This window comes from Flavobacteriaceae bacterium, assembly GCA_014075215.1.
In the GTDB taxonomy this organism is placed as follows: Bacteria; Bacteroidota; Bacteroidia; order Flavobacteriales; family Flavobacteriaceae; genus Polaribacter.
In genome coordinates, this window is the sequence record CP046177.1 from 613170 (window position 1) to 633942 (window position 20773).

Consider the following 20773-nt stretch of genomic DNA (forward strand, 5'->3'; position numbering starts at 1 on the left):
GTCTGTTTTGCAGAAATAGAATACTTAAGTAAATAATGCTTTTAATTCGGTAGCATCCTCAGGGCTCATTTTCCCGGCAAGTAGTAAGCTCAACTGTTTTCTCCGTAAAGCACCGTCGTAGCGTTCTTTTTCTAAGTCCGTTTCCGGAATAATCGGAGGGGTTTCTACAGGTTTTCCGGTCTCATCAACAGCAACGAAAGTATATATACCCTCGTTTACTTTTGTTTTGGTTCCGGATTGCCGATCTTCTATCCATACATCTACATAAATTTCCATAGAAGATGTAAAGGCTCTGGAAACTTTTGCTTCTATCGTTACTACACTTCCTACAGGTACGGATTTGTTAAAAGCTACATGATTTACGGAAGCAGTTACTACAATTCTTCGCGAATGTCTCCTTGCGGCAATACTACACGCCCTATCCATTCTTGCCAATAATTCACCTCCGAAAAGATCGTCCAGATAATTGGTTTCACCGGGTAAAACCAAATCTGTCAAAACGGTTAATGATTCTTTAGGTGATTTTGCTTTCATCATAAATTTTATGTAAAAATCATCAGGCCTGTTAAGGCATACTATAGAAAGGAATTAATTTTAGCGAAAAGACTTGTGCAACATCCAGGCGTCTTCGGCATCTAACTTACGAATCCTGGTCAAATTTTTATAGGCTACAAACCTGTCTGAAAAACTTTCATAGGCTACTTGTGTCAAACCCCACCTATTTTTACCTAAAATAGCAGCATTTAAAAAACCTTTTGCTTTTAACCGGGCTACTTTCTTTTTTGCATTTGCTTCAAATTGAAAAGAACCGGCAATTACATGGTATGATTTAGAAGCTTCTTTCACAACGTTTAGATTAATTGTGGGCAAAGGATCACTTATGACAAAAGTGGCATTTTGAATTTTGTATTCCAGCACTTTTTGTTTTTCGACCATCTCTTTTTGTTGCCGGTTATTTTCATAACTATCCCATCCGACAAAACTTAACGCCAGTAATATAGCCGCCGCTGCTGCATATTTTGCCATATGAGAAATACCGGCAGGTGTTTTTGCAGGAACTAAAGGAGCTGCTTTTTGTTGATGTCGTTTGGTCGGTACATGAAAAGAAGACAGCCCGAACGAGCTTGTTAAATAACTAATGTCTTTCGAAGGTTCAAAAACAAGTTGCCCCTTATCATTTAAGAGCATACAGCCAATCTTATCTATGGAAAGCTCCCCCGATTGAATTTTTTTCTGCCAATTAGCTACAACCGTATTCGCTTTTTCAAAAGCTGTGCTATATGAAATACCTTCTGCTTTGGCAATATAATTGACTAACAAACCGTCATTCAATTTTAGATGCGAATTAAAAGAAATTTGTTTTGTCGGCGGATAAAACAACTGTTCTTCTTCATTAATTTTAGCACTAACGGTATTCGTAATAAAGCTTCCAAAATCTGGCACAATTACACAATCGTGTCTGTACAGTAAGTCATGAATATAATTTGCTATTGTCATTTGGAACAAAGATAAAAATTATAAGAGCAGGAAAAATGAGCTGTTTTTAAAAATTATTAACAATAATTTTGTAATTTTAAAATCAAAATAATGCATGTGAAAAAAGAAAAGTTATTTGCTATTCTGCGTTTGCAAAAAGTCAAATTTATAGGAGATGTTCTCGCAAAAAAGTTGATTTCTGCTGTTGGAGATGTAGAAAGTATTTTTAAAGAAAACCCAAATACACTTCAAAAAGTACATGGAATAGGTTCGTACGCCATAAAACATTTACTAGATGAGTCGAAACTGTATTGGGTTGAAAGAGAATTGCAACACATAGAAGATCATCATATTGAATATTCTTATTTTTTAGATGATGATTATCCTGAAAATTTGCAGCATTGTACAGATGCTCCCATATTGTTTTTTAAAGACGGAAATATTGACTTTGATAACAAAAGAATCATTGCGATTGTCGGAACGAGAAATATGTCTCACTACGGACGGGATTTTTGCAATCAGCTAATTGAAAACCTGGCCGTATATGATCCGATTATTGTCAGTGGTCTTGCTTATGGAGTTGATATTTGTGCACACAAAGCAGCCATAAAAAATCATTTGCAAACCATTGCGGTTTTAGCACACGGTTTTTCGCGGGTGTATCCGAAAGCTCATAAAAAATATATCCATCAACTACATAAAAAAGGAGGATGTATTACTGAGTTTTGGTACGAGGACACCCCACAGAGAGAACATTTTCTAAAACGCAACAGAATTGTAGCAGGCTTGTCGGCAGCCACTATTATCATAGAATCTGCACATAAAGGAGGTGCGTTGGTAACGGCAGATATTGCCAATTCTTATAATAGAGATGTATTTGCAGTTCCGGGAAAAGTTAATGATCTGACAAGTATAGGTTGCAATGAACTTATCAGACGGCATAACGCCTGTTTGCTGCAATCTCCTAAAAATATAGTGGAGATGTTGAATTGGGACATTAAGGAAACACCTAATAAGAAAATTCAAAAACCACTATTTGCAAAACTAAATGAAAAAGAGCAGAAAGTATATGACTTTTTAATAAAAAATAAAGCACAGGTATTAGATACTATAGCTATTGAGTGTGCTATTCCTATATATCAGTCAGCATCCGTTTTATTAGAACTGGAATTAAAAGGAGTAGTAAAATCATTACCCGGAAAGATGTTTGAATTGAGTTAGAGGAAGAACAGGTGTAGTTAAAAATTCAAATGTAATATTATCAAATGACACATTTGAATTTTCAAAAAATGCAATTAACGCGAATAATGGATAAGAAAAAGGTGTTTAAATCATTGTTTATTTATGTGAATTTCAGTAAATTGAATAATAAAAACACCTCAAATGCTTAGAGATAAAGTTACGGAATTCTTTGTAGAATTAGACGATTTTCACATAGAATTTGCTTCACAACTAGAAAATGGTCTATAATTGGAAAGTTCAGGAGTTAAAAAACGCGATCATAAAGGGAAATTGTCTGATGCAGAAAAGATGAGTATCTATCTGTTGTTTCCCTGTTTTCTACTACCTATTTAAAAGGGTTTTACTTTTTTTCTTCTATTTTATCTTCGGCTTCTTCTTTTTTAGTAGCGTTTTTAAATTCTTTGATTCCTTTTCCGAGTCCTTTCATTAATTCGGGTATTTTTTTCCCTCCAAACATCAATAAAACCAGTACAACTATTATGGCAATTTGCCAAGGACCAACAAAACCGAGAAGCATAGTAAGTGCGTTCATTATTTTTGTATTTATCTTACAAAGATACAAAAAGGTTTCAATTGACAGAAAAGACATTGAATAACCTAATTCCTTTGTTTTATAATACCTCCTATTACTTTTTTATCTTTAATTACTTCCGGATTTCCTTTATAAAAAACAGACCCGCCAAAACTTACCTTTGCATTTAGTGTTTCTCCGGCCAGTATTTCCGCTTTGGCTCCTGTTCCTACATTTACAGTGGAATTGTCAGATACTTTCAGACCATACCCGTGATAGATACCATACAAGTCTAATTCTACATCCTGGTTTTTTGAAGTTCCGGTAAGTTTTATAATGCCTCCCGAAGAACATTTAACTCTTAGATGTTTTACCTTTAAAACCATATTGATAAAAGCTCCTTCTTGTGCTTTTATTTCTATTTGTGGTTGTGAAACTTCTTTAGCGGTAATCGTAGCACCTTCATTGCCATCAATAATTTTAATTTCCGTATGGTAGTATAATGTAACATCAACTTTGTTATCTGATGAGATGTCCGGAAATTTTAAAGATATTTTTAAAATATCTCTGGTGTTTTTTACTTTTACTCTCTCTGATTTTTCTCCTGAAATCACTAACTTATGCTCGTCCGATTTTATAAGTTCAACATTAATTCCGTTAAAAACCTTTAAAGTTGTAAAAAAACCCAGTTTTTTAGTAATCACCGTTTGGCTTGCCGAAGCAGCTGTTATGAATAATGCTACTAAAAAAAACGTTTTTTTCATTTTTATTTTATTAGATCATTAATTTACAATTTATATCCTATAAATAAAATAATTATTTACTTTTTTATTGTAGTATTTATGTTAAATCTCATCTTCAATTAATAAAAAATCCAGATTTTTACGCTCTAAATTTGCGTGCTTCACTTGTATTTTTACGATATCTCCCAACTGATACACCTGTTTGGTAGTTTCTCCAACAATTGCACATTGCTGTTCGTCAAATATGTAATAATCACTTTTAATATCCCGTATACGCACCATTCCTTCGCATTTGTTAGAAAGTATTTCCACATAAATTCCCCATTCCGTGGCGCCTGAAATAACACCTTGAAAAATTTCATTTTCACGACCTTTCATATATTTAATCTGCATATATTTAACGGAGTCTCTTTCTGCTTTTGTTGCCAGTTCTTCTTGCTTTGAGGCGTGTTTACACTTTTCTTCATACAGATCTGCTTTGGGGTTGCTGCCTCCGTCTAAATAATGCTGTAATAAACGATGTGTCATTACGTCAGGATATCTACGAATGGGGGAAGTAAAATGACTGTAATAGTCAAAAGCCAGTCCGTAATGCCCGATATTTTGTGTTGTGTATGCAGCTTTACTCATGGAACGAATGGTAAGCATTTCAATCATATTTGCTTCCGCCTTGCCGTGAATATCTTTTAATAACTGATTTAAACTTTTTGAAGTAGATGTTCTTGTATCCGTATGTATTTTATAACCAAATTTACTTATCATGTTTTGTAAAGTTGCCAATTTTTCTACATCCGGGTCGTCATGAACTCTGTAAATAAACGTTTTTTTTGTGGCCTTTCCTTTGTAAAATCCAATGAATTCAGCTACTTTTTTGTTTGCTAATAACATGAATTCTTCAATTAATTTATGAGCATCTTTTGTTTCTTTAAGATATACCCCTATTGGGTTGCATTCTGTATCCAAATGAAATTTTACTTCTGATCTGTCAAAAGAAATAGCACCGTTTTTCATTCTTTTATTTCGAAACTTCTTTGCAAGCTCATCCAATTTTAAAATAGCTTTCGCTATTTTTTGCTCAACTTCATAAGCAGTTCCTGTCAGAGAAACTTTACCCGGCATTGTGTAAGTGACTGCATCTCCCTCAAGAATTGAGCAATTTTCTATTATCGATTGTGCTTCTTCATATGAAAAACGCTTATCCGAACAAATGATCGTTCTGCCAAACCATTGATTGCTAATTTGTCCTTTTTCATTTATTTCAAAAATGACAGAAAAAGTCAACTTTTCTTCATTCGGACGTAAAGAACAAATGCCGTTGGATAAAATTTCCGGCAACATGGGCACTACTCTATCCACTAAATATACGGAAGTTGCTCTTTGACAGGCTTCATCATCTAAAACCGTTTTTGGTTGTATATAATGAGAGACATCTGCAATATGGATTCCTATTTCATAATTTCCGTTTTCCAATTTTGTAAAAGACAATGCGTCATCAAAATCTTTAGCATCTTTTGGATCTATGGTAAACGTTACATCTGATCGCATATCTCTCCTTTTCAAAATTTCTTCCCGAGTAATTTCTGTTGATAATTTTGAAGTTTCCCATGCTACTTCTTTTGGGAATTCATAAGGTAATCCGTATGCTAATAAAATAGCATGAATCTCCGTATCATGATCTTCCGGTTTTCCAAGAACCCGGGTAATGGTACCAAATGGGTTTTCCGACCTGTCGGGCCAATCAGTAATCTTAGCTAATACTTTATCTCCGTCTTTTGCGCCGTTTAATTTATTTTTAGATATAAAAATATCCGTATATATTTTGCGATTGTCAGGTATTACAAAACCAAAATTTTTATTCATTTGCAGTACTCCTACAAATGCTGTTTTATTTCTTTTTAAAATCTCCACAACATCCGCTTCTATTCTATTGCTTCTTCTTCTTTTATAGATATAGGCTTTTACAATGTCGTTTTGCAAACCTTTATTTAGATTGATGGCAGGTACAAAGATGTCTTTTTCAAAATCACCGCAAATAAAATATCCATTTCCGTTAGTAGTCAAATCAAGTGTACCGGTATAGTATTTTCTATCTTCATTGATCTGAAATTTTCCCCTGTTAATCTCCTTTATTTTTTTGTCCTTCTTTAGTTCTTCTATTTTTTTTATGATCTGATTCTTTCCATCTGTATCGGATATCTTTAATTTTCCGGCAATTTGTTTATAGTTATAAAATTTAGAAGAGTTTTCTTTTAATAGCTTTAAAATAGTTCTTCTTAAATCTTTAATGTTGTTTCTTTTATTCTTGTAGATTTTTTTCTTTTTACTCATTAGTTCTTCTCTATCTTATCTAAATATTTTAAGCAAAAATATCATAATACCTAATTTACTATAATCCAATGCTTTTTTAAACCATCTTCGGGGATGTTATCCTACTATATTAACAATTTTTCCAGGGACTACGATCACTTTTTTAGGAATACTCCCCTGCAATTGCATCTGTGTTTTTTCATAAGCCATTACCGTTTTTTCAATTTCCGCTTTACTCATCTCTAATGGTAGTTCCAGCGTAAATCGCATTTTCCCGTTAAATGCTATTGGGTATATTTTTGTATTCTCTGCCAGATATTTTTCTTCAAAAACAGGAAATATAGCTGTGGAAACAGATGTGGTATACCCTAGTTTTTCCCATAACTCTTCTGCAATATGTGGTGCATAGGGAGAAATTAAAATCAAAAGCGGTTCTAAAATGGCTCGCTTATTACATTTTTGAACAGTTAATTCATTTACGGCAATCATAAAAGTAGAAACGGATGTATTGAATGAAAAATGTTCAATGTCTTTCTCTACTTTTTTGATAGTTTTGTGTAATATCTTTAGTTCGTCTTTGGTAGGTGCTACATCTGAAATATTTAGTTTACTTTCCCGCCCTTCTTCAGAAGAAAAATAAAATAGTTTCCACAATTTCTTTAAAAATGAATGTGCACCAGAAATTCCTGAGGTTTTCCATGGTTTAGATTGCTCTAATGGGCCTAGAAACATTTCAAATAAGCGTAAAGAATCTGCTCCGTACTCCTTGCAAATGTTATCTGGGTTGACAACATTGTATTTGGACTTAGACATTTTTTCGACTTCGCGAGAAACTTTAAATGTGCCATCTAATGAGAAAAAATTAGTGTTTTTAAAATCAGTATTTAATAATTCGTTTTTAAACTTCTCTACATTTAATTCATCTGAAGCATTAACTAATGAAACATCAATATGAGTTTTATAGTGAGAAAAAGTTAAAGGCATCGACATTGGTTCAATATAATTTTCAATACTAAGTTCTTGAATTTCTTTTTTTATTGGATTATAAATTACTCCGAAAATTTTATTGAGGATTTCATTATGTTTTTTATCATCTTCATTAATCGGGTTTGAAATAAGTTTTGTTGTATATTTTATCAAATCACTTGAAAAAGCATATTCTTTTACTAATTTACACTTCTCTTTAACCTTCTTTACCTTGTCCCTATCTTCCTTAGAAGGATTTCCTTTAGTGGCTAAAATTATTCCTAACCTGTGCACAAAAGCACTCGTCCCCAAAATCATTCCTTGATTGATCAATTTTTTGGCAAATTCATCTACAGGAACGCATCCTTTATCAAACAGAAATTTTTGCCAGAAACGCGCATATAGTAAATGTCCTGTTGCGTGCTCAGCCCCTCCGATATACAGGTCTACCTGTTTCCAGTAGTCCAGCGCTTCCCGGGATGCGATCTCATTTTCATTGTGCGGGTCCATATAGCGATTAAAATAATAGGAGCTTCCTGCCCACCCAGGCATGGTATTCAGTTCTAACGGGAAAACGGTTTCATGGTCAATCTTCTCGTTTTCAACTACAGTATTGGTCTTTGTGTCCCATGCCCAAACCGTTGCATTTCCCAAGGGAGGCTGCCCGTCTTCGGTAGGTAAATAGTTGTCTACTTCGGGCAGGACTAGGGGCAGATGTTCGTCGGCAATCATTTGCGGCATGCCGTCTACATAGTAGACAGGAAAGGGTTCTCCCCAATACCGCTGTCTGCTAAAAACAGCATCGCGTAACCTGTAATTTGTTTTTCCATAGCCTGTTCCGCTTTTTTCCAGTTCATAAATCACGGTTTTTGTCGCTTCCTTATAGGACAATCCGTTTAAAAAATCGGAATTGGCAATGATCGTTTTTTCTTTATCTGCGAAAGCTTCTTCGGAGATATCAACATCTTTGAAAATATTGGGAATATCAATTTTAAAATGTCTGGCAAAATCATAGTCGCGCTGATCTCCGCACGGAACAGCCATTACGGCTCCTGTTCCATAGCTTGCCAGGACATAATCTCCAATCCAGACAGGGATTTTCACTCCGGAAAAAGGGTGGACGGCATAGGTTCCCGTAAAAACTCCCGAAATAGTTTTTACGTCTGCCATACGCTCGCGTTCGGAGCGTTTTGCGGTGGTTTGTATATAGGCTTCAACAACTGATTTTTGAGCTTCGGTTGTAATTTTTGGTACTAATTCGTGCTCCGGGGCCAGGGTCATAAAACTCGCTCCAAAAATGGTATCGGGCCTGGTGGTAAAAACGGAGATTTTAGCTGTTGAGTTTTGAACTTCGAATGTTATCATGGCTCCCTGCGAGCGGCCAATCCAGTTCATTTGAGTATCTTTTAACGGTTGGGGCCAGTCGATCGTATGCAATCCGTTTAATAAACGCTTTGCATAGGCGGAAATTCGCATGGACCATTGGGTCATTTTTTTGCGAACTACCGGATGCCCTCCGCGTTCCGAAACTCCATTGACAATTTCATCATTGGCTAAAACGGTTCCTAATGCCGGACACCAATTGACTTCCGTATCGGATAAAAATGCCAATCGGTATTGTAGTAATATTTGCTGCTTCTCTTTATCGGAAAATTTTTTCCAATCGGCAGCAGTAAAGTTTTGCACCTGATCATCACAAGCTGCATCTACGGTCAGGTTTCCTTCTTTTTCAAACAGCGAAATCAGTGTTGCAATGTCTTCTGCTTTATCGGTTGTTTTGTGGTACCAGGAATTGAACAATTGAATGAAAATCCACTGTGTCCACTTATAGTATTGAGGGTCTGAAGTTCTTACTTCGCGAGACCAGTCGAAAGAAAACCCTATTTGATCTAATTGATGCCGGTAAGTTGCAATATTTTTTGCTGTTGTTTTTGCAGGATGCTGCCCTGTTTGAATAGCGTATTGTTCTGCCGGTAATCCAAAGGAATCATATCCTTGCGGGTGCAATACGTTAAATCCTTTGTGTCGTTTGTAACGAGCATAAATATCCGAGGCGATATACCCTAACGGATGGCCGACATGTAGCCCTGCTCCTGACGGATAGGGGAACATATCCAACACATAATATTTGGGTTTATCGGCATTATTATCGGTCTTGAAGGTTTGGTTATCAGACCAGTATTTTTGCCATTTTTTTTCTATTTTTTTATGATTATACTGCATACACCGTTTCGGGTTTGAAAGTTGTAAAGCTAAAAGTATTCGGCTAATTTAAAATACAAATACTATTTTCTATTTAAAATGTGCAAATTTACATTTTCTTCTTGAGTTTGACACTTTGAAGCCCAAAAATGGCATTTTCACATTTAGGTTTTGATAAAATCTGTCCTATCATTGGGGGAATTATAACAGCGTTGTGAACTATTAGGTTTAAAAATTAAAATTTGTATTTCAACTCAACTAAAAATACACGAGATAGTGTAAAAACTTGATTAGATATAAATAAATTATTACTGAATGAATTTCTAATTATGACATCATTGTTATAAATATTTCTAAAGTTTAAACTATACGAAAACTTACTATTTGGCTTAGAGTATCCTAAATATAAATTTTGTAACGTGTAATTTTGAGCATTATCACTAAAATCATTAACAAAATGATGGACTTGCTACATTTAGAGTGACAAAGAGTTAAGCTAATTTTATCTAAAATAACTTAACCATATGAAACGAAGAAAATACAGTAAAGAGTTTAAAATTAAAGCAGTAGAATTAAGCAATGTACGAGGTAACACAAAGCAGATTGCCATGGAATTGGGAATCAGTGCAGATCTTATTTACAGATGGCGTAGAGAATTAGAACAGCGTCCTGATTTAGCTTTTAGCGGTAATGGCGTCAACAACTCACAGAAGATCAGAAAGAGTTAGAGCGATTACGTAAACAGCTCAAGGATGTTACCATGGAGCGGGATATCTTAAAAAAGGCCGTGAGCATCTTCTCCAAGAGCGATCGGAAGTATTGAAATTTATCAAAGATTACAGTAGAGAATATCCGGTTGGGAAGATGTGTAAAATTTTTAAAATTAGTAGAAACAGTTATTACAGGAGTAAGAATTATGTTCCATCAGATAGAGATGGAAAAAATCGTATGCTACTCTCTGAGATTCACCGTATCTGTGAGCGAAGTAAATCTACTTATGGAAGTCCTAGAATTACAGAGGAACTCAAAGCTAAAGGGTTTAAAGTATCTAGGTCTAGGGTAGCACGATTGATGAAAAAACACGGGATTAAAGCAGTTCGTAAAAAGAAATTTGTTGTCACGACAGATTCTAAGCATCAATATCCGGTAGCTGATAATGTATTGGATAGAGATTTTAAAGCTACCGCTGCTGCACAGAAATGGGTTTCTGATATTACCTATTTAAAGCCTGCACAAGGATGGCTGTACTTAACGGTAATTATTGACCTGTTTGATCGTAAAGTCATTGGTTGGTCTTTGAGCAATGGACTCAAAGCAAGACAAACTATCATTGCTGCATGGAGAATGGCTGTAAACAACAGAATGCCTTGTGAAGGTATGATTTTTCATTCTGATCGAGGTGTACAATACGCATCTCATGCGTTTGTTAATATCCTTAAAAGTTATCATGTAACACCCAGTATGAGTAGAAAAGGAAACTGTTGGGATAATGCAGTAGCTGAATCTTTTTTTAAAACAATCAAAACAGAACTAATGATAGACAATAAGTTTATATCCAACAAAAGTCTTCAAATTAAAGTCTTTGAATACATAGAAACTTGGTACAACAGATACAGAAGACATTCTGCTCTTGGTTACAAAAATATCATCGAATTTGAAAAATTATATCAAATCAAAAATGTAGCTTAACTTTTTGTACCATTTTTTGTTGCATATCCATTTATTCTCAAGTTTTTAATGTCTCGTCCTAAAATAGGGCTACAGTTAATTATTAAAATTTATGCTACATTTTTGTGCACGTAATTAGGTGTTTTATAATCTAAAGATAAATGTAATCTTTTATTATTATATAATTTGATTGCATTTTTTGTTGCTTTTTTGGCGTGATTGATATTTGTAAATGTTTGGTCGAGGAAGAATTCATCTTTTAAAATTCCGTTAACTCTTTCGGCCATTGCGTTTTCGTAGCAATGATTTTCTTGGGTCATACTGATTTGTATCTTTTTTCTTTTCAAAATTTGAGTATAAACATTGCTACAATATTGTATTCCTCTATCAGAATGATGTATGATTTCTTCGGTATTTTTAGTTTGATAAATAGCTTTATTTAAAGCTCTAACACAGCCTTTAAGTTCTAAACTATCACTAATATCATAGCCTACTATTTTTCTTGAATACATATCAGTAATAAGTGCTAAATAACAAAATCCATTTATAGTTCTTATATAGGTAATATCCGAAGCCCAAACTTGGTTAGGTCTATTAATGATCAGGTCTTTTATGATATTTTTATATTTATAAAAACGATGGTAAGAGTTGGTTGTTTTAGAAGAATATTTTTTCCTTCTAATTAACAAATTATTTTCTTTTAAGATTCTAAATAACTGGTCTCTACCTATATTTATATTCTGTTTCCTAAAATCATTATGTAAGGATTTCATTAGCTTTCTAGTACCTTCTCTGGGTAATGTTTTCCTGCTTTTTTTAACAAGCATTATTACATTTTGTTCTATTTGTTTTTTAAGAACAAACCTTTTTTGATATTTGTAATAAGCATCTCTTTTTAACTCGAAAGCATTACAAATAGTAGCGATGGCGTACCTTCTTTTTTTTCTATTAATCGGTGCTATTTTCATTAAGGCTTTATGTTTAAGTTTTTTTTTAATTCTTCAACATTTTTATAGCCAAGATTTTCAGCAGCTACTTCAAGATAACTATCATTCACAAGTTTATCTAGATCCTTTTTAATAAGAAGATCTTTGAGTTGTTTTAGCTCTTTTTGAAGGGCTTTAATACGGGATAATTCGTCGTCTGTTTGCACGGTTACACGGGTGTTCATTAAATCTTTACGGTCATATTTTTTAATCCATACGTTTATCGTACTAGATTGTATGCCGTAAGTTAAGGCAATTTGTCTTTTGGAATGGTTTCCTTTGGTAAGTTCTGCTAATACTTTGAGTTTAAAACTCTCACTATAACGTCTTACATATCCATCATTTTTATACATATACTTGTTGTTTTTTGTATACATATTTCAGGACGGGTCATAATTGCGCCCAACGTCTTCGTATATGAAAAGTTGCGTGGTTTAGCACTTAACTTTGCAAGTACGCACCAAACTGAAAATCCGCGAGGATTTTCAGAAGTAGGCGAGAACAAGCAATTACTTATAGGATACAATGTTGTGTTTAGTGTTTCTTTAATCAGTCTTGAAATGTATTGTTTGCCCAAGTGAAAAACTCAGCTAAAGAGAATACTTGAACATTCGTGTCATTGTTCCTTTTGTTTGTGTAGAGTTTTTCTTTTACTGCATTCCTCAACCAAGTTTTAGCACCTGCTTTAAATCCATCTCCATCAATCAAAATCATAATGTCTTTTTCTGGCATAGCCTCGATTGTGTTTAAATACAAGTATGGAAGTTTTTCATCGACCGATCCTGCACTTTGTTGCCATTTACATTCAATTCTAATTAGCAAATCGTACTTTTCTGAAAGCAGTAAAAATTCAGTATTTCCACCGTGTCCGTAAATTGTTGTAAATGGAACATTTTTTAGCAAAAGTTCTTTGCCATAATTTTTTGGGTTCTTTTCCCATTTACGGTACATTTCTATCTCAAACCCCTTTTCCAAGAAAACAGTTTGTACTGCTTTCTCAAGTTGAGTTCCTGTAATATTGGTTTTTCTTCCTTTTTTCACGTTTAATAATTGGTTACTACAATTTCTTTGATAGAACTTCGCTTATTTGGGTCAGAGTTTATTGATCGTTTTGCATCAACTCGTATTATATTAAAGTCTTTATAAATTTCATCAAAGAAATCGTCTTTTGGGTCTGTGTTTTTTGGATCAGAATTGCTCAACATTTGTTTGTAACCCTTTTCGTTTAGGTCGAAATACAAATTTGCCAGTTGCAGTTGTTCATCATCTTCAAAGTTGAGTCTATTGTAAGAAGTAAAACTTGCTGTTTTGCTAATAGGTTTATAAGGTGGATCGAAATAAATGAATGAGCTAACTCCATTTAAGTCGTTTTTTATTTCTTTAAAATCAGCTTTTTTTATGGTTGCAATTTCGAGCAGTTTAGAGACACTCAAGAGGTTTTGTTCATCCACAATTTTGGGATTTTTATATTTCCCTTGTGGTGAATTGAATGCACCCTTTGAGTTAAATCGAAAAAGCCCATTAAAACAAGTTCGGTTCAAAAAAATTGTTTGAGCTGCTCTTGGTATCCAATTTTCAGAATACTTATCATAGTCAATATTGAAACGTTGTTGGTTAAAACTTTCTCTTATGCCGTAATAGTATTCTTTTTGTTTGTCTTCGGTTAGTTTTTTGTACTGTTTATCGTATCTGTGTAAAAAGTTGAGCAGTTTTGAAACATCTTTTTGAATTACCAAATAAGTTAAAATCAATTCTTCATTAATGTCGTAGAGAAAAGCATGTTCAATTTCAAAGCGTTGAGCCACGTCAAAAAATACTGCTCCGCCACCAACAAAAGGTTCATAGTAATTTTTTACTTTCTTTTGTTTTAAATCAGTCGGATAAAGGTATTCAAATTGTTCTAAAAGCTGCCTTTTTCCACCAACCCATTTAAGGAAAGGTTTCGCTCCAACATTGTATTCATAAAACAAGTCTTCAACTACATCTATTTCGCAATGTTCGATTTGATATTCTTTCATTTTTTGGTCGAAATGAACTACCCCGATACAGAGCGTTCGAGGTATCAAGTGGAAAGAGATTTTTTTAATTGATGAAAACCTAAGATTTTCAAACTTTCCACTTTACCCCGACGTAGACGTGGAGGAATTCATTAGATTAAATTCTTTTGCAAGATAATATAATTTCTTTGAAGATGGTTATTCTACATTAAACACAACGGTCTTGTGTATGAAACGTAGCGTATAAAAAGACACTAATTTTTCGGATAAACACAAAGCCGAATTTTTATGTTTTGTTTTTAATTTTTTTAGAGGTCAGTAGATAATTTCATAACTTGTATGTCAATAAAAATAGGGATTTTATGGAAATTTTCAAGGGTCAAAACCTTTTAGAGTTCGCTGAACGCTTTAAAACAGATGTAGATTGCAAAGCATATCTAGGTCAAATCAAGTGGAAAGAGGGTTATGTATGTCGTAAATGTGGTAATACCAGTTACCAAGTACGTAAGAACTTTTCAAGAACATGCAATAAATGTGGTGATACAGAAAGCCCAACGGCTAACACCATTTTTCACAGAGTGCGATTTGGTGTACGAAAAGCCTTTTTTATCTGTTTTGAAATGGCAACTACCACCAAGAGTTTATCAGCTACACAAATGGGTGTACGCTATGGTATTACAGAAAAGACAGCACGATTGTTTATGCTTAAAGTAAGAGAAGCTATGGCTTCTAGTGAAAATACTGGACTTGCTACATTTAGAGTGACAAAGAGTTAAGCTAATTTTATCTAAAATAACTTAACCATATGAAACGAAGAAAATACAGTAAAGAGTTTAAAATTAAAGCAGTAGAATTAAGCAATGTACGAGGTAACACAAAGCAGATTGCCATGGAATTGGGAATCAGTGCAGATCTTATTTACAGATGGCGTAGAGAATTAGAACAGCGTCCTGATTTAGCTTTTAGCGGTAATGGCGTCAAACAACTCACAGAAGATCAGAAAGAGTTAGAGCGATTACGTAAACAGCTCAAGGATGTTACCATGGAGCGGGATATCTTAAAAAATGCCGTGAGCATCTTCTCCAAGAGCGATCGGAAGTATTGAAATTTATCAAAGATTACAGTAGAGAATATCCGGTTGGGAAGATGTGTAAAATTTTTAAAATTAGTAGAAACAGTTATTACAGGAGTAAGAATTATGTTCCATCAGATAGAGATGGAAAAAATCGTATGCTACTCTCTGAGATTCACCGTATCTGTGAGCGAAGTAAATCTACTTATGGAAGTCCTAGAATTACAGAGGAACTCAAAGCTAAAGGGTTTAAAGTATCTAGGTCTAGGGTAGCACGATTGATGAAAAAACATGGGATTAAAGCAGTTCGTAAAAAGAAATTTGTTGTCACGACAGATTCTAAGCATCAATATCCAGTAGCTGATAATGTATTGGATAGAGATTTTAAAGCTACCGCTGCTGCACAGAAATGGGTTTCTGATATTACCTATTTAAAGCCTGCACAAGGATGGCTGTACTTAACGGTAATTATTGACCTGTTTGATCTTAAAGTCATTGGTTGGTCTTTGAGCAATGGACTCAAAGCAAGACAAACTATCATTGCTGCATGGAGAATGGCTGTAAACAACAGAATGCCTTGTGAAGGTATGATTTTTCATTCTGATCGAGGTGTACAATACGCATCTCATGCGTTTGTTAATATCCTTAAAAGTTATCATGTAACACCCAGTATGAGTAGAAAAGGAAACTGTTGGGATAATGCAGTAGCTGAATCTTTTTTTAAAACAATCAAAACAGAACTAATGATAGACAATAAGTTTATATCCAACAAAAGTCTTCAAATTAAAGTCTTTGAATACATAGAAACTTGGTACAACAGATACAGAAGACATTCTGCTCTTGGTTACAAAAATATCATCGAATTTGAAAAATTATATCAAATCAAAAATGTAGCTTAACTTTTTGTACCATTTTTTGTTGCATATCCAATCTTCTTCATTAATCTCTGTTTTAGAAATTTCGTTGTAGGAATTTAAATGCTCGCCTTTTGAAATTACAAAAACGTCAACATTTTTTAATAGTTTAATTCCGTTAATGAAACTATTCATTTTGTCTTTGCCAATATTACCTTGTGAAATAACAACATAAACGAACTTAATGTCAGGTGAAATTTTTATCCGTTGATTTATTTTTGTTTTGCCATCTTTATAATGTGCATATTTTTCTTTAATCGTATTAAGTTGATTATTTCTGTCTTTCGCTTGGTTTAAGAATTCAAACCTTTTGTAACCTAAATCTGTTTTGATGTCAAAAAAGCAGTTTACAATATTGTCTTTCGTAAAAGCAATATCTGGTCTAAGTAATAATGACCTTTTTCCACTTTTATTCTTTAGTTCAGTTCCTTTAAATGAAATTGGTGGGTCGATTAGAATTTTTATTCCATTTGGTTCTCGGACTTTTTCTGCACAATAGCAACCAAATAAATCTTCTGTAATTGACGATATTGAGTGACTTGTTCCTCTACTTAAAATACTAGAATTTGATTTTGGTGGAAAAGAACATTCTCTTGCACCCAAATATGCTTTTCTAGTTTTCTCTAAAAATTCAGTTTGTTCCAATTAGTTAACTTTTAGGAATTACATATTCAGCCAATTTCACGCCTTTAGTCAATTCAGTCAAATATGATGCTGAAATCCCAGATTGTTTAATAATATCTTTTTTAGAATACTCATTTTCCTTTATTTCGTTCGAGTATTTAATTCCGAACAAGTGTATCATAGCAACTGCATCTCCTTTTGGTGCATTGTTATACATTTCGTTGAGTTTTGCTCCTAATTCATTTAAGGTCATCTTTTCTATTTTATTGTTCAGATTGTGGTTTGGTCAAATTGTGCCCAACTTGTTTATATACAGAACTTTCTTCCTCTTATTCTGCCATTATGGTGGTATATGCAGAAGTTTTGATTGTTTTTATGTTTTTTAGCTTTCGGTATAAAAACTAAGAAAATTCCAAAAATTTCCTTACAATTTAATGATATTTCACAAATTGTCAAAAGGACTCTTAATTTTTCGAATACTCGTTCCGGTTACATGTATATAAATCATTGGTGGTTTGTAAGATTATTATACCCTGAAATTGTATACCATTCTAACCTTTATTTCCTTATAAAAACAACACTATTCCCCAGGTGCTTTTATAAGAATTGAGTTGCTTTTACACTTTACAACTTTCAAACCTTGAAACAGTATTATTTAACGATAACAAAAACACATAGTAATTCCACAGGTACCAATTTGTAACCTTATATTTGAACTTAATTTAATACCTGTAGTATTCCGGTTTAAACGGACCATTTTTAGCCACTCCAATATATGCAGCCTGGTCTTCTCGCAATTCCGTTAATTCAACACCTATTTTTGCCAAATGCAATTTCGCTACTTTTTCATCCAGGTGTTTTGGCAACATATACACTTCATTTTTGTAAGCACCGTGATTTGTCCATAACTCAATCTGAGCTAATGTCTGGTTTGTAAATGAATTACTCATTACAAAACTCGGATGCCCTGTTGCACATCCCAGGTTTACCAGACGCCCTTCTGCTAAAATAATGATGTCATTTCCGTTGATGGTATATTTATCAACCTGTGGTTTGATCTCAACTTTAGTGTCTCCATAGTTCTTATTTAACCAGGCCATATCAATTTCATTGTCAAAGTGGCCAATATTACAAACAATCGCTTTGTCTTTTAATGCGCTAAAATGGTGCCCCTGAACAATGTCTTTATTCCCGGTTGTGGTAATAACTATATCGGTAGTTTTAATCACCGTTTCCAAACGTTTCACTTCAAAGCCGTCCATAGCAGCTTGCAATGCACAAATAGGGTCGATCTCTGTTACCGTAACTATAGAACCTGCTCCTTTAAATGAAGCTGCAGTCCCCTTTCCAACATCACCATAACCGCAAACAACTACCCTTTTCCCTGCCAACATCATATCAGTAGCCCTACGAATGGCATCAACAGCAGACTCTTTACATCCGTATTTATTATCAAATTTAGACTTGGTTACCGAGTCGTTTACATTAATGGCCGGCAAGGGTAATGTTCCTGCTTTCATCCTGTCATACAATCGGTGAACTCCCGTAGTTGTTTCCTCAGACAGTCCTTTAATGCCACTTACCAATTCCGGGTATCGGTCCAATACCATATTTGTTAGATCTCCGCCGTCGTCCAGAATCATATTCAACGGTTTTCTGTCTTCTCCAAAGAATAATGTTTGTTCAATACACCAGTCAAACTCTTCTTCGTTCATCCCTTTCCAGGCATATACCGGGATTCCGGCAGCGGCAATGGCAGCGGCAGCCTGATCTTGGGTGGAAAAAATATTACAAGAACTCCAGGTAACCTCCGCACCCAGTAGTTGCAGTGTTTCTATCAGTACAGCTGTTTGAATAGTCATATGCAAACACCCGGCTATCCTGGCCCCTTTTAGCGGCTGCTCGTCTTTGTAATCTTCTCTCAAAGACATCAAACCCGGCATTTCCGCTTCGGCTAATGCAATTTCTTTTCTTCCCCATGCAGCCAGAGAAATATCTTTTACTTTGTAAAGCATGTAAGTTGCTGTTTTTGTACTCATATTCTTATATTTGTTTATCTCGAAATTCCAATGTGGAAATTTACGCAATAACTTTTAGATATATATGGCTCTTTACAAAAAGACAAGTATTGATAATGATATCTTATTACTGATTTGGAAAATAGAAGAGTCTATGGAAGAACTGTCATTTGATATACTTTTAAAACCTGAAAGTAAGTACCGTTTACAACAGATGAAATCGGAATTACATCAGAAAGGGTTTTTAAGTATTCGCCATTTGCTAAAGGAAGCCGGATACTCCGATATGGATTTGTTTTATGACGTTCATGGTAAACCCTGTTTAAAAGACGAAAATTTTATTTCAATTACCCATTCTTTTATATTTACCGGCATTATCGTTTCCAAAGAAACTCCGGTTGGAATTGACATTGAAAAACAGCGGGATAAAATTACAAAGATAGCTCATAAATTTACGCCTGTTGAAGCGTATAGAACCATTGCCCGTCACAATGTTTTAGTAAGAAAACTAACCATTGTATGGGGGGCAAAAGAATCGTTGTATAAAATTTACGGGAAGAAAAAAATACTTTTTTTACCCCATATATACATCGAAGATTTTAAGTTTGCAGATACAAAAACAACAGGAGAAATTCGCTACGGGGGAACGGTAGCAGCGTATACTATTTATTTTTTAGAATTTGAAGGATTTACTTGTGTATATGCATTTTAGAGGTAACGAAAATGAGAAGCGTTTAGCAACTTAAAAAAGTTTAAACGAGTTCTCTTTTAATACATTGAATACCAAAAAGATCATTAGATGTCATGACGGATACTCAATTAATAATTTAATTAACATCGTTTTATGGGTGAAATTTTTGATTTTTTTCTGAAGTCATATCAAAATACGCCAACGCTGTTTATTGTTTTGGAGGGGATTGCTTTTGTATTTGGAATAGCCAGTGTATGGTATGCAAAAAAAGAAAACATTTTAGTATATCCGACAGGTTTGATAGCAACCATTATTACGGTTTATTTATTATATAAAGCTACCTATTTCGGTGATATGATGATGAATCTCTACTATTCTATTATGAGCATTTACGGTTGGTGGAATTGGAGTAGAAAGAAAAATAACAAAACGGTGGTGCCCATTTCCGGGACCACTGTAAAAGAAAAAATAGTCGGGGTCTTTTGGATGGCTGCCACAATGCTATTGACCTATTCGGTATATAACTATTTTGGTAATGAAATAAAAACAGAAAACTACCTGGATATATTCACTTCGGGTATTTTCTTTACTGCCATGTGGTATATGGCAAATAAAAAAATAGAGAATTGGACACTGTGGATTTTTGCCGATATCATTACTGTTCCGCTCTATGCATATAGAGGATTAGGAATGCTATCTTTACAATATTTAATTTTTACAATACTGGCAATACAAGGATATAACGCATGGAAGAAAAGCTTAAACAAACCCCGGTTAACATCATAAAAGTTGTGCTGTTTGGGCCTGAAAGTACGGGCAAAACGACATTGTCGGGTCAGTTAGCCAGGCACTACAATACTGTTTGGGCCCCCGAATATGCAAGAGCGTACCTGCAAAAAAAGTGGAATAACGAACGTAAAACCTGTGAGCAAAAAGATCTGGTACCGATTGCTATCGGGCAAATGAAATTAGAAAATACATTGGCAAAAAAGGCAGATAAAATATTGATTTGCGATACGGATTTATTGGAAACCAAAGTGTATTCCGAAGAATATTACGGCGGATTTGTCAATCCGTATGTAAACAAAGCCGCTATTGAAAATTCATATGATTTGTATTTTTTAACCTATATCGATACCCCCTGGGAAGCGGATGATCTGAGAGACAGGCCGGAATTGCGTGAAGAGATGTTTGCAGCTTTCCAAAACGCTTTACAAAAATATCAACGCCCCTATATTTTGCTAAAAGGAGATAAAGAAACACGCCTGAAACAAGCTGTCAAAGCAATTGATAAATTAATAAAAGAACGTGATCATTTATATTCTTTCTCCGACTCTCTGTAGAAAATTTAATGCA

18 protein-coding genes and 2 pseudogenes are annotated in these 20773 nt (G+C 34.2%); 7 read left to right on the forward strand and 13 right to left on the reverse strand.

Translation table 11 applies throughout. The features are described 5' to 3' along the window. Positions 1–24: 24 nt before the first annotated feature. Positions 25–534, reverse strand: coding sequence for an acyl-CoA thioesterase (locus GKR88_03095; protein ID QMU66625.1), 510 nt, complete (start codon positions 532–534; stop codon positions 25–27). 60 nt (positions 535–594) lie between these two features. Then, on the reverse strand, positions 595–1497 hold the full coding sequence (locus GKR88_03100; GenBank protein ID QMU63364.1) for a hypothetical protein: 903 nt from the start codon (positions 1495–1497) through the stop codon (positions 595–597). A gap of 90 nt (positions 1498–1587) precedes the next feature. On the opposite strand from GKR88_03100, the gene dprA reads away from it, so the two are divergent. Next, on the forward strand, positions 1588–2697 hold the full coding sequence (dprA, locus tag GKR88_03105; GenBank protein ID QMU63365.1) for a DNA-protecting protein DprA: 1110 nt from the start codon (positions 1588–1590) through the stop codon (positions 2695–2697). Positions 2698–3058: 361 nt separating this feature from the next. On the opposite strand, the gene tatA is transcribed toward dprA, so the two are convergent. The 4 genes from tatA to GKR88_03125 form a co-directional block, all read right to left on the reverse strand. Then, positions 3059–3250, reverse strand: coding sequence for a twin-arginine translocase TatA/TatE family subunit (gene tatA / locus GKR88_03110; GenBank protein QMU63366.1), 192 nt, complete (start codon positions 3248–3250; stop codon positions 3059–3061). A gap of 65 nt (positions 3251–3315) precedes the next feature. Continuing rightward, entirely contained in the window at positions 3316–3993 is a 678-nt protein-coding gene (locus GKR88_03115; GenBank protein ID QMU63367.1) for a DUF2807 domain-containing protein, read from the reverse strand. A gap of 81 nt (positions 3994–4074) precedes the next feature. Beyond that, positions 4075–6300 (reverse strand): ribonuclease R, encoded by a 2226-nt coding sequence (gene rnr / locus GKR88_03120; GenBank protein ID QMU63368.1) that lies wholly within the window; start codon positions 6298–6300, stop codon positions 4075–4077. A gap of 96 nt (positions 6301–6396) precedes the next feature. Next, a complete protein-coding gene (locus tag GKR88_03125) occupies positions 6397–9468 on the reverse strand; it encodes a leucine--tRNA ligase (GenBank protein QMU63369.1) in 3072 nt (1023 codons plus the stop codon). Positions 9469–9971: 503 nt separating this feature from the next. Between GKR88_03125 and GKR88_03130 the strand changes: the two are divergent. Then, positions 9972–11136 (forward strand): annotated as a pseudogene (locus tag GKR88_03130) (IS3 family transposase). 89 nt (positions 11137–11225) lie between these two features. On the opposite strand, the gene GKR88_03135 reads toward GKR88_03130, so the two are convergent. The 4 genes from GKR88_03135 to GKR88_03150 form a co-directional block, all read right to left on the reverse strand. Further along, a complete protein-coding gene (locus GKR88_03135; GenBank protein QMU63370.1) occupies positions 11226–12083 on the reverse strand; it encodes an IS3 family transposase in 858 nt (285 codons plus the stop codon). Further along, positions 12083–12454, reverse strand: a complete 372-nt coding sequence (locus GKR88_03140; protein ID QMU63371.1) for a transposase — start codon at positions 12452–12454, stop codon at positions 12083–12085. Before GKR88_03140 ends, GKR88_03135 begins: the two co-directional genes overlap by 1 nt. 196 nt (positions 12455–12650) lie before the next feature. After that, positions 12651–13142 (reverse strand): 4-diphosphocytidyl-2C-methyl-D-erythritol kinase, encoded by a 492-nt coding sequence (locus tag GKR88_03145; protein ID QMU63372.1) that lies wholly within the window; start codon positions 13140–13142, stop codon positions 12651–12653. Between the two features lie 2 nt (positions 13143–13144). After that, positions 13145–14119, reverse strand: coding sequence for a Dam family site-specific DNA-(adenine-N6)-methyltransferase (locus GKR88_03150; protein QMU66626.1), 975 nt, complete (start codon positions 14117–14119; stop codon positions 13145–13147). 341 nt (positions 14120–14460) lie between these two features. On the opposite strand from GKR88_03150, the pseudogene GKR88_03155 reads away from it, so the two are divergent. Together GKR88_03155 and GKR88_03160 are read left to right on the forward strand one after the other, a co-directional pair. Then, positions 14461–14832, forward strand: a pseudogene (locus GKR88_03155) (IS1595 family transposase). A 71-nt stretch (positions 14833–14903) separates the two neighbouring features. Continuing rightward, a protein-coding gene (locus tag GKR88_03160) for an IS3 family transposase (protein ID QMU63373.1) occupies positions 14904–16069 on the forward strand; the annotation gives its coding sequence in 2 pieces (ribosomal slippage) (positions 14904–15168 and positions 15168–16069; 1167 coding nt in all). Here GKR88_03160 and GKR88_03165 read toward each other — a convergent pair. The 3 genes from GKR88_03165 to GKR88_03175 form a co-directional block, all read right to left on the reverse strand. Further along, complete coding sequence (locus GKR88_03165) at positions 16043–16729, reverse strand: hypothetical protein (protein ID QMU63374.1); 687 nt, start codon at positions 16727–16729, stop codon at positions 16043–16045. The genes GKR88_03160 and GKR88_03165 overlap by 27 nt on opposite strands. Positions 16730–16733: 4 nt before the next feature. Then, positions 16734–16925, reverse strand: a complete 192-nt coding sequence (locus tag GKR88_03170) for a hypothetical protein (GenBank protein QMU66627.1) — start codon at positions 16923–16925, stop codon at positions 16734–16736. A gap of 505 nt (positions 16926–17430) precedes the next feature. Then, positions 17431–18747: an adenosylhomocysteinase gene (locus tag GKR88_03175; protein QMU63375.1), complete on the reverse strand. Its 1317-nt coding sequence runs from the start codon at positions 18745–18747 to the stop codon at positions 17431–17433. 64 nt (positions 18748–18811) lie between these two features. Between GKR88_03175 and GKR88_03180 the strand changes: the two genes are divergently transcribed. The 3 genes from GKR88_03180 to GKR88_03190 all read left to right on the forward strand — a co-directional run bounded on the left by GKR88_03180 (position 18812) and on the right by GKR88_03190 (position 20760). After that, a complete protein-coding gene (locus GKR88_03180) occupies positions 18812–19438 on the forward strand; it encodes a 4'-phosphopantetheinyl transferase superfamily protein (protein QMU63376.1) in 627 nt (208 codons plus the stop codon). Between the two features lie 141 nt (positions 19439–19579). Next, positions 19580–20203: a nicotinamide riboside transporter PnuC gene (locus tag GKR88_03185; protein QMU66628.1), complete on the forward strand. Its 624-nt coding sequence runs from the start codon at positions 19580–19582 to the stop codon at positions 20201–20203. Continuing rightward, entirely contained in the window at positions 20164–20760 is a 597-nt protein-coding gene (locus tag GKR88_03190; protein QMU63377.1) for an AAA family ATPase, read from the forward strand. The genes GKR88_03185 and GKR88_03190 overlap by 40 nt, the downstream gene beginning before the upstream one ends. The last annotated feature ends 13 nt before the right edge of the window (positions 20761–20773 follow it).

Bases quoted from the DNA above. Each gene is read 5' to 3' on its own strand.
- GKR88_03095 (QMU66625.1), bottom strand. From the start codon at position 534: ATGAAAGCAAAATCACCTAAAGAATCATTAACCGTTTTGACAGATTTG.
- GKR88_03100 (QMU63364.1), bottom strand. From the start codon at position 1,497: ATGACAATAGCAAATTATATTCATGACTTACTGTACAGACACGATTGT.
- dprA (QMU63365.1), top strand. From the start codon at position 1,588: ATGCATGTGAAAAAAGAAAAGTTATTTGCTATTCTGCGTTTGCAAAAA.
- tatA (QMU63366.1), bottom strand. From the start codon at position 3,250: ATGAACGCACTTACTATGCTTCTCGGTTTTGTTGGTCCTTGGCAAATT.
- GKR88_03115 (QMU63367.1), bottom strand. From the start codon at position 3,993: ATGAAAAAAACGTTTTTTTTAGTAGCATTATTCATAACAGCTGCTTCG.
- rnr (QMU63368.1), bottom strand. From the start codon at position 6,300: ATGAGTAAAAAGAAAAAAATCTACAAGAATAAAAGAAACAACATTAAA.
- GKR88_03125 (QMU63369.1), bottom strand. From the start codon at position 9,468: ATGCAGTATAATCATAAAAAAATAGAAAAAAAATGGCAAAAATACTGG.
- GKR88_03135 (QMU63370.1), bottom strand. From the start codon at position 12,083: ATGAAAATAGCACCGATTAATAGAAAAAAAAGAAGGTACGCCATCGCT.
- GKR88_03140 (QMU63371.1), bottom strand. From the start codon at position 12,454: ATGTATAAAAATGATGGATATGTAAGACGTTATAGTGAGAGTTTTAAA.
- GKR88_03150 (QMU66626.1), bottom strand. From the start codon at position 14,119: ATGAAAGAATATCAAATCGAACATTGCGAAATAGATGTAGTTGAAGAC.
- GKR88_03170 (QMU66627.1), bottom strand. From the start codon at position 16,925: ATGTATAACAATGCACCAAAAGGAGATGCAGTTGCTATGATACACTTG.
- GKR88_03175 (QMU63375.1), bottom strand. From the start codon at position 18,747: ATGAGTACAAAAACAGCAACTTACATGCTTTACAAAGTAAAAGATATT.
- GKR88_03180 (QMU63376.1), top strand. From the start codon at position 18,812: ATGGCTCTTTACAAAAAGACAAGTATTGATAATGATATCTTATTACTG.
- GKR88_03190 (QMU63377.1), top strand. From the start codon at position 20,164: ATGGAAGAAAAGCTTAAACAAACCCCGGTTAACATCATAAAAGTTGTG.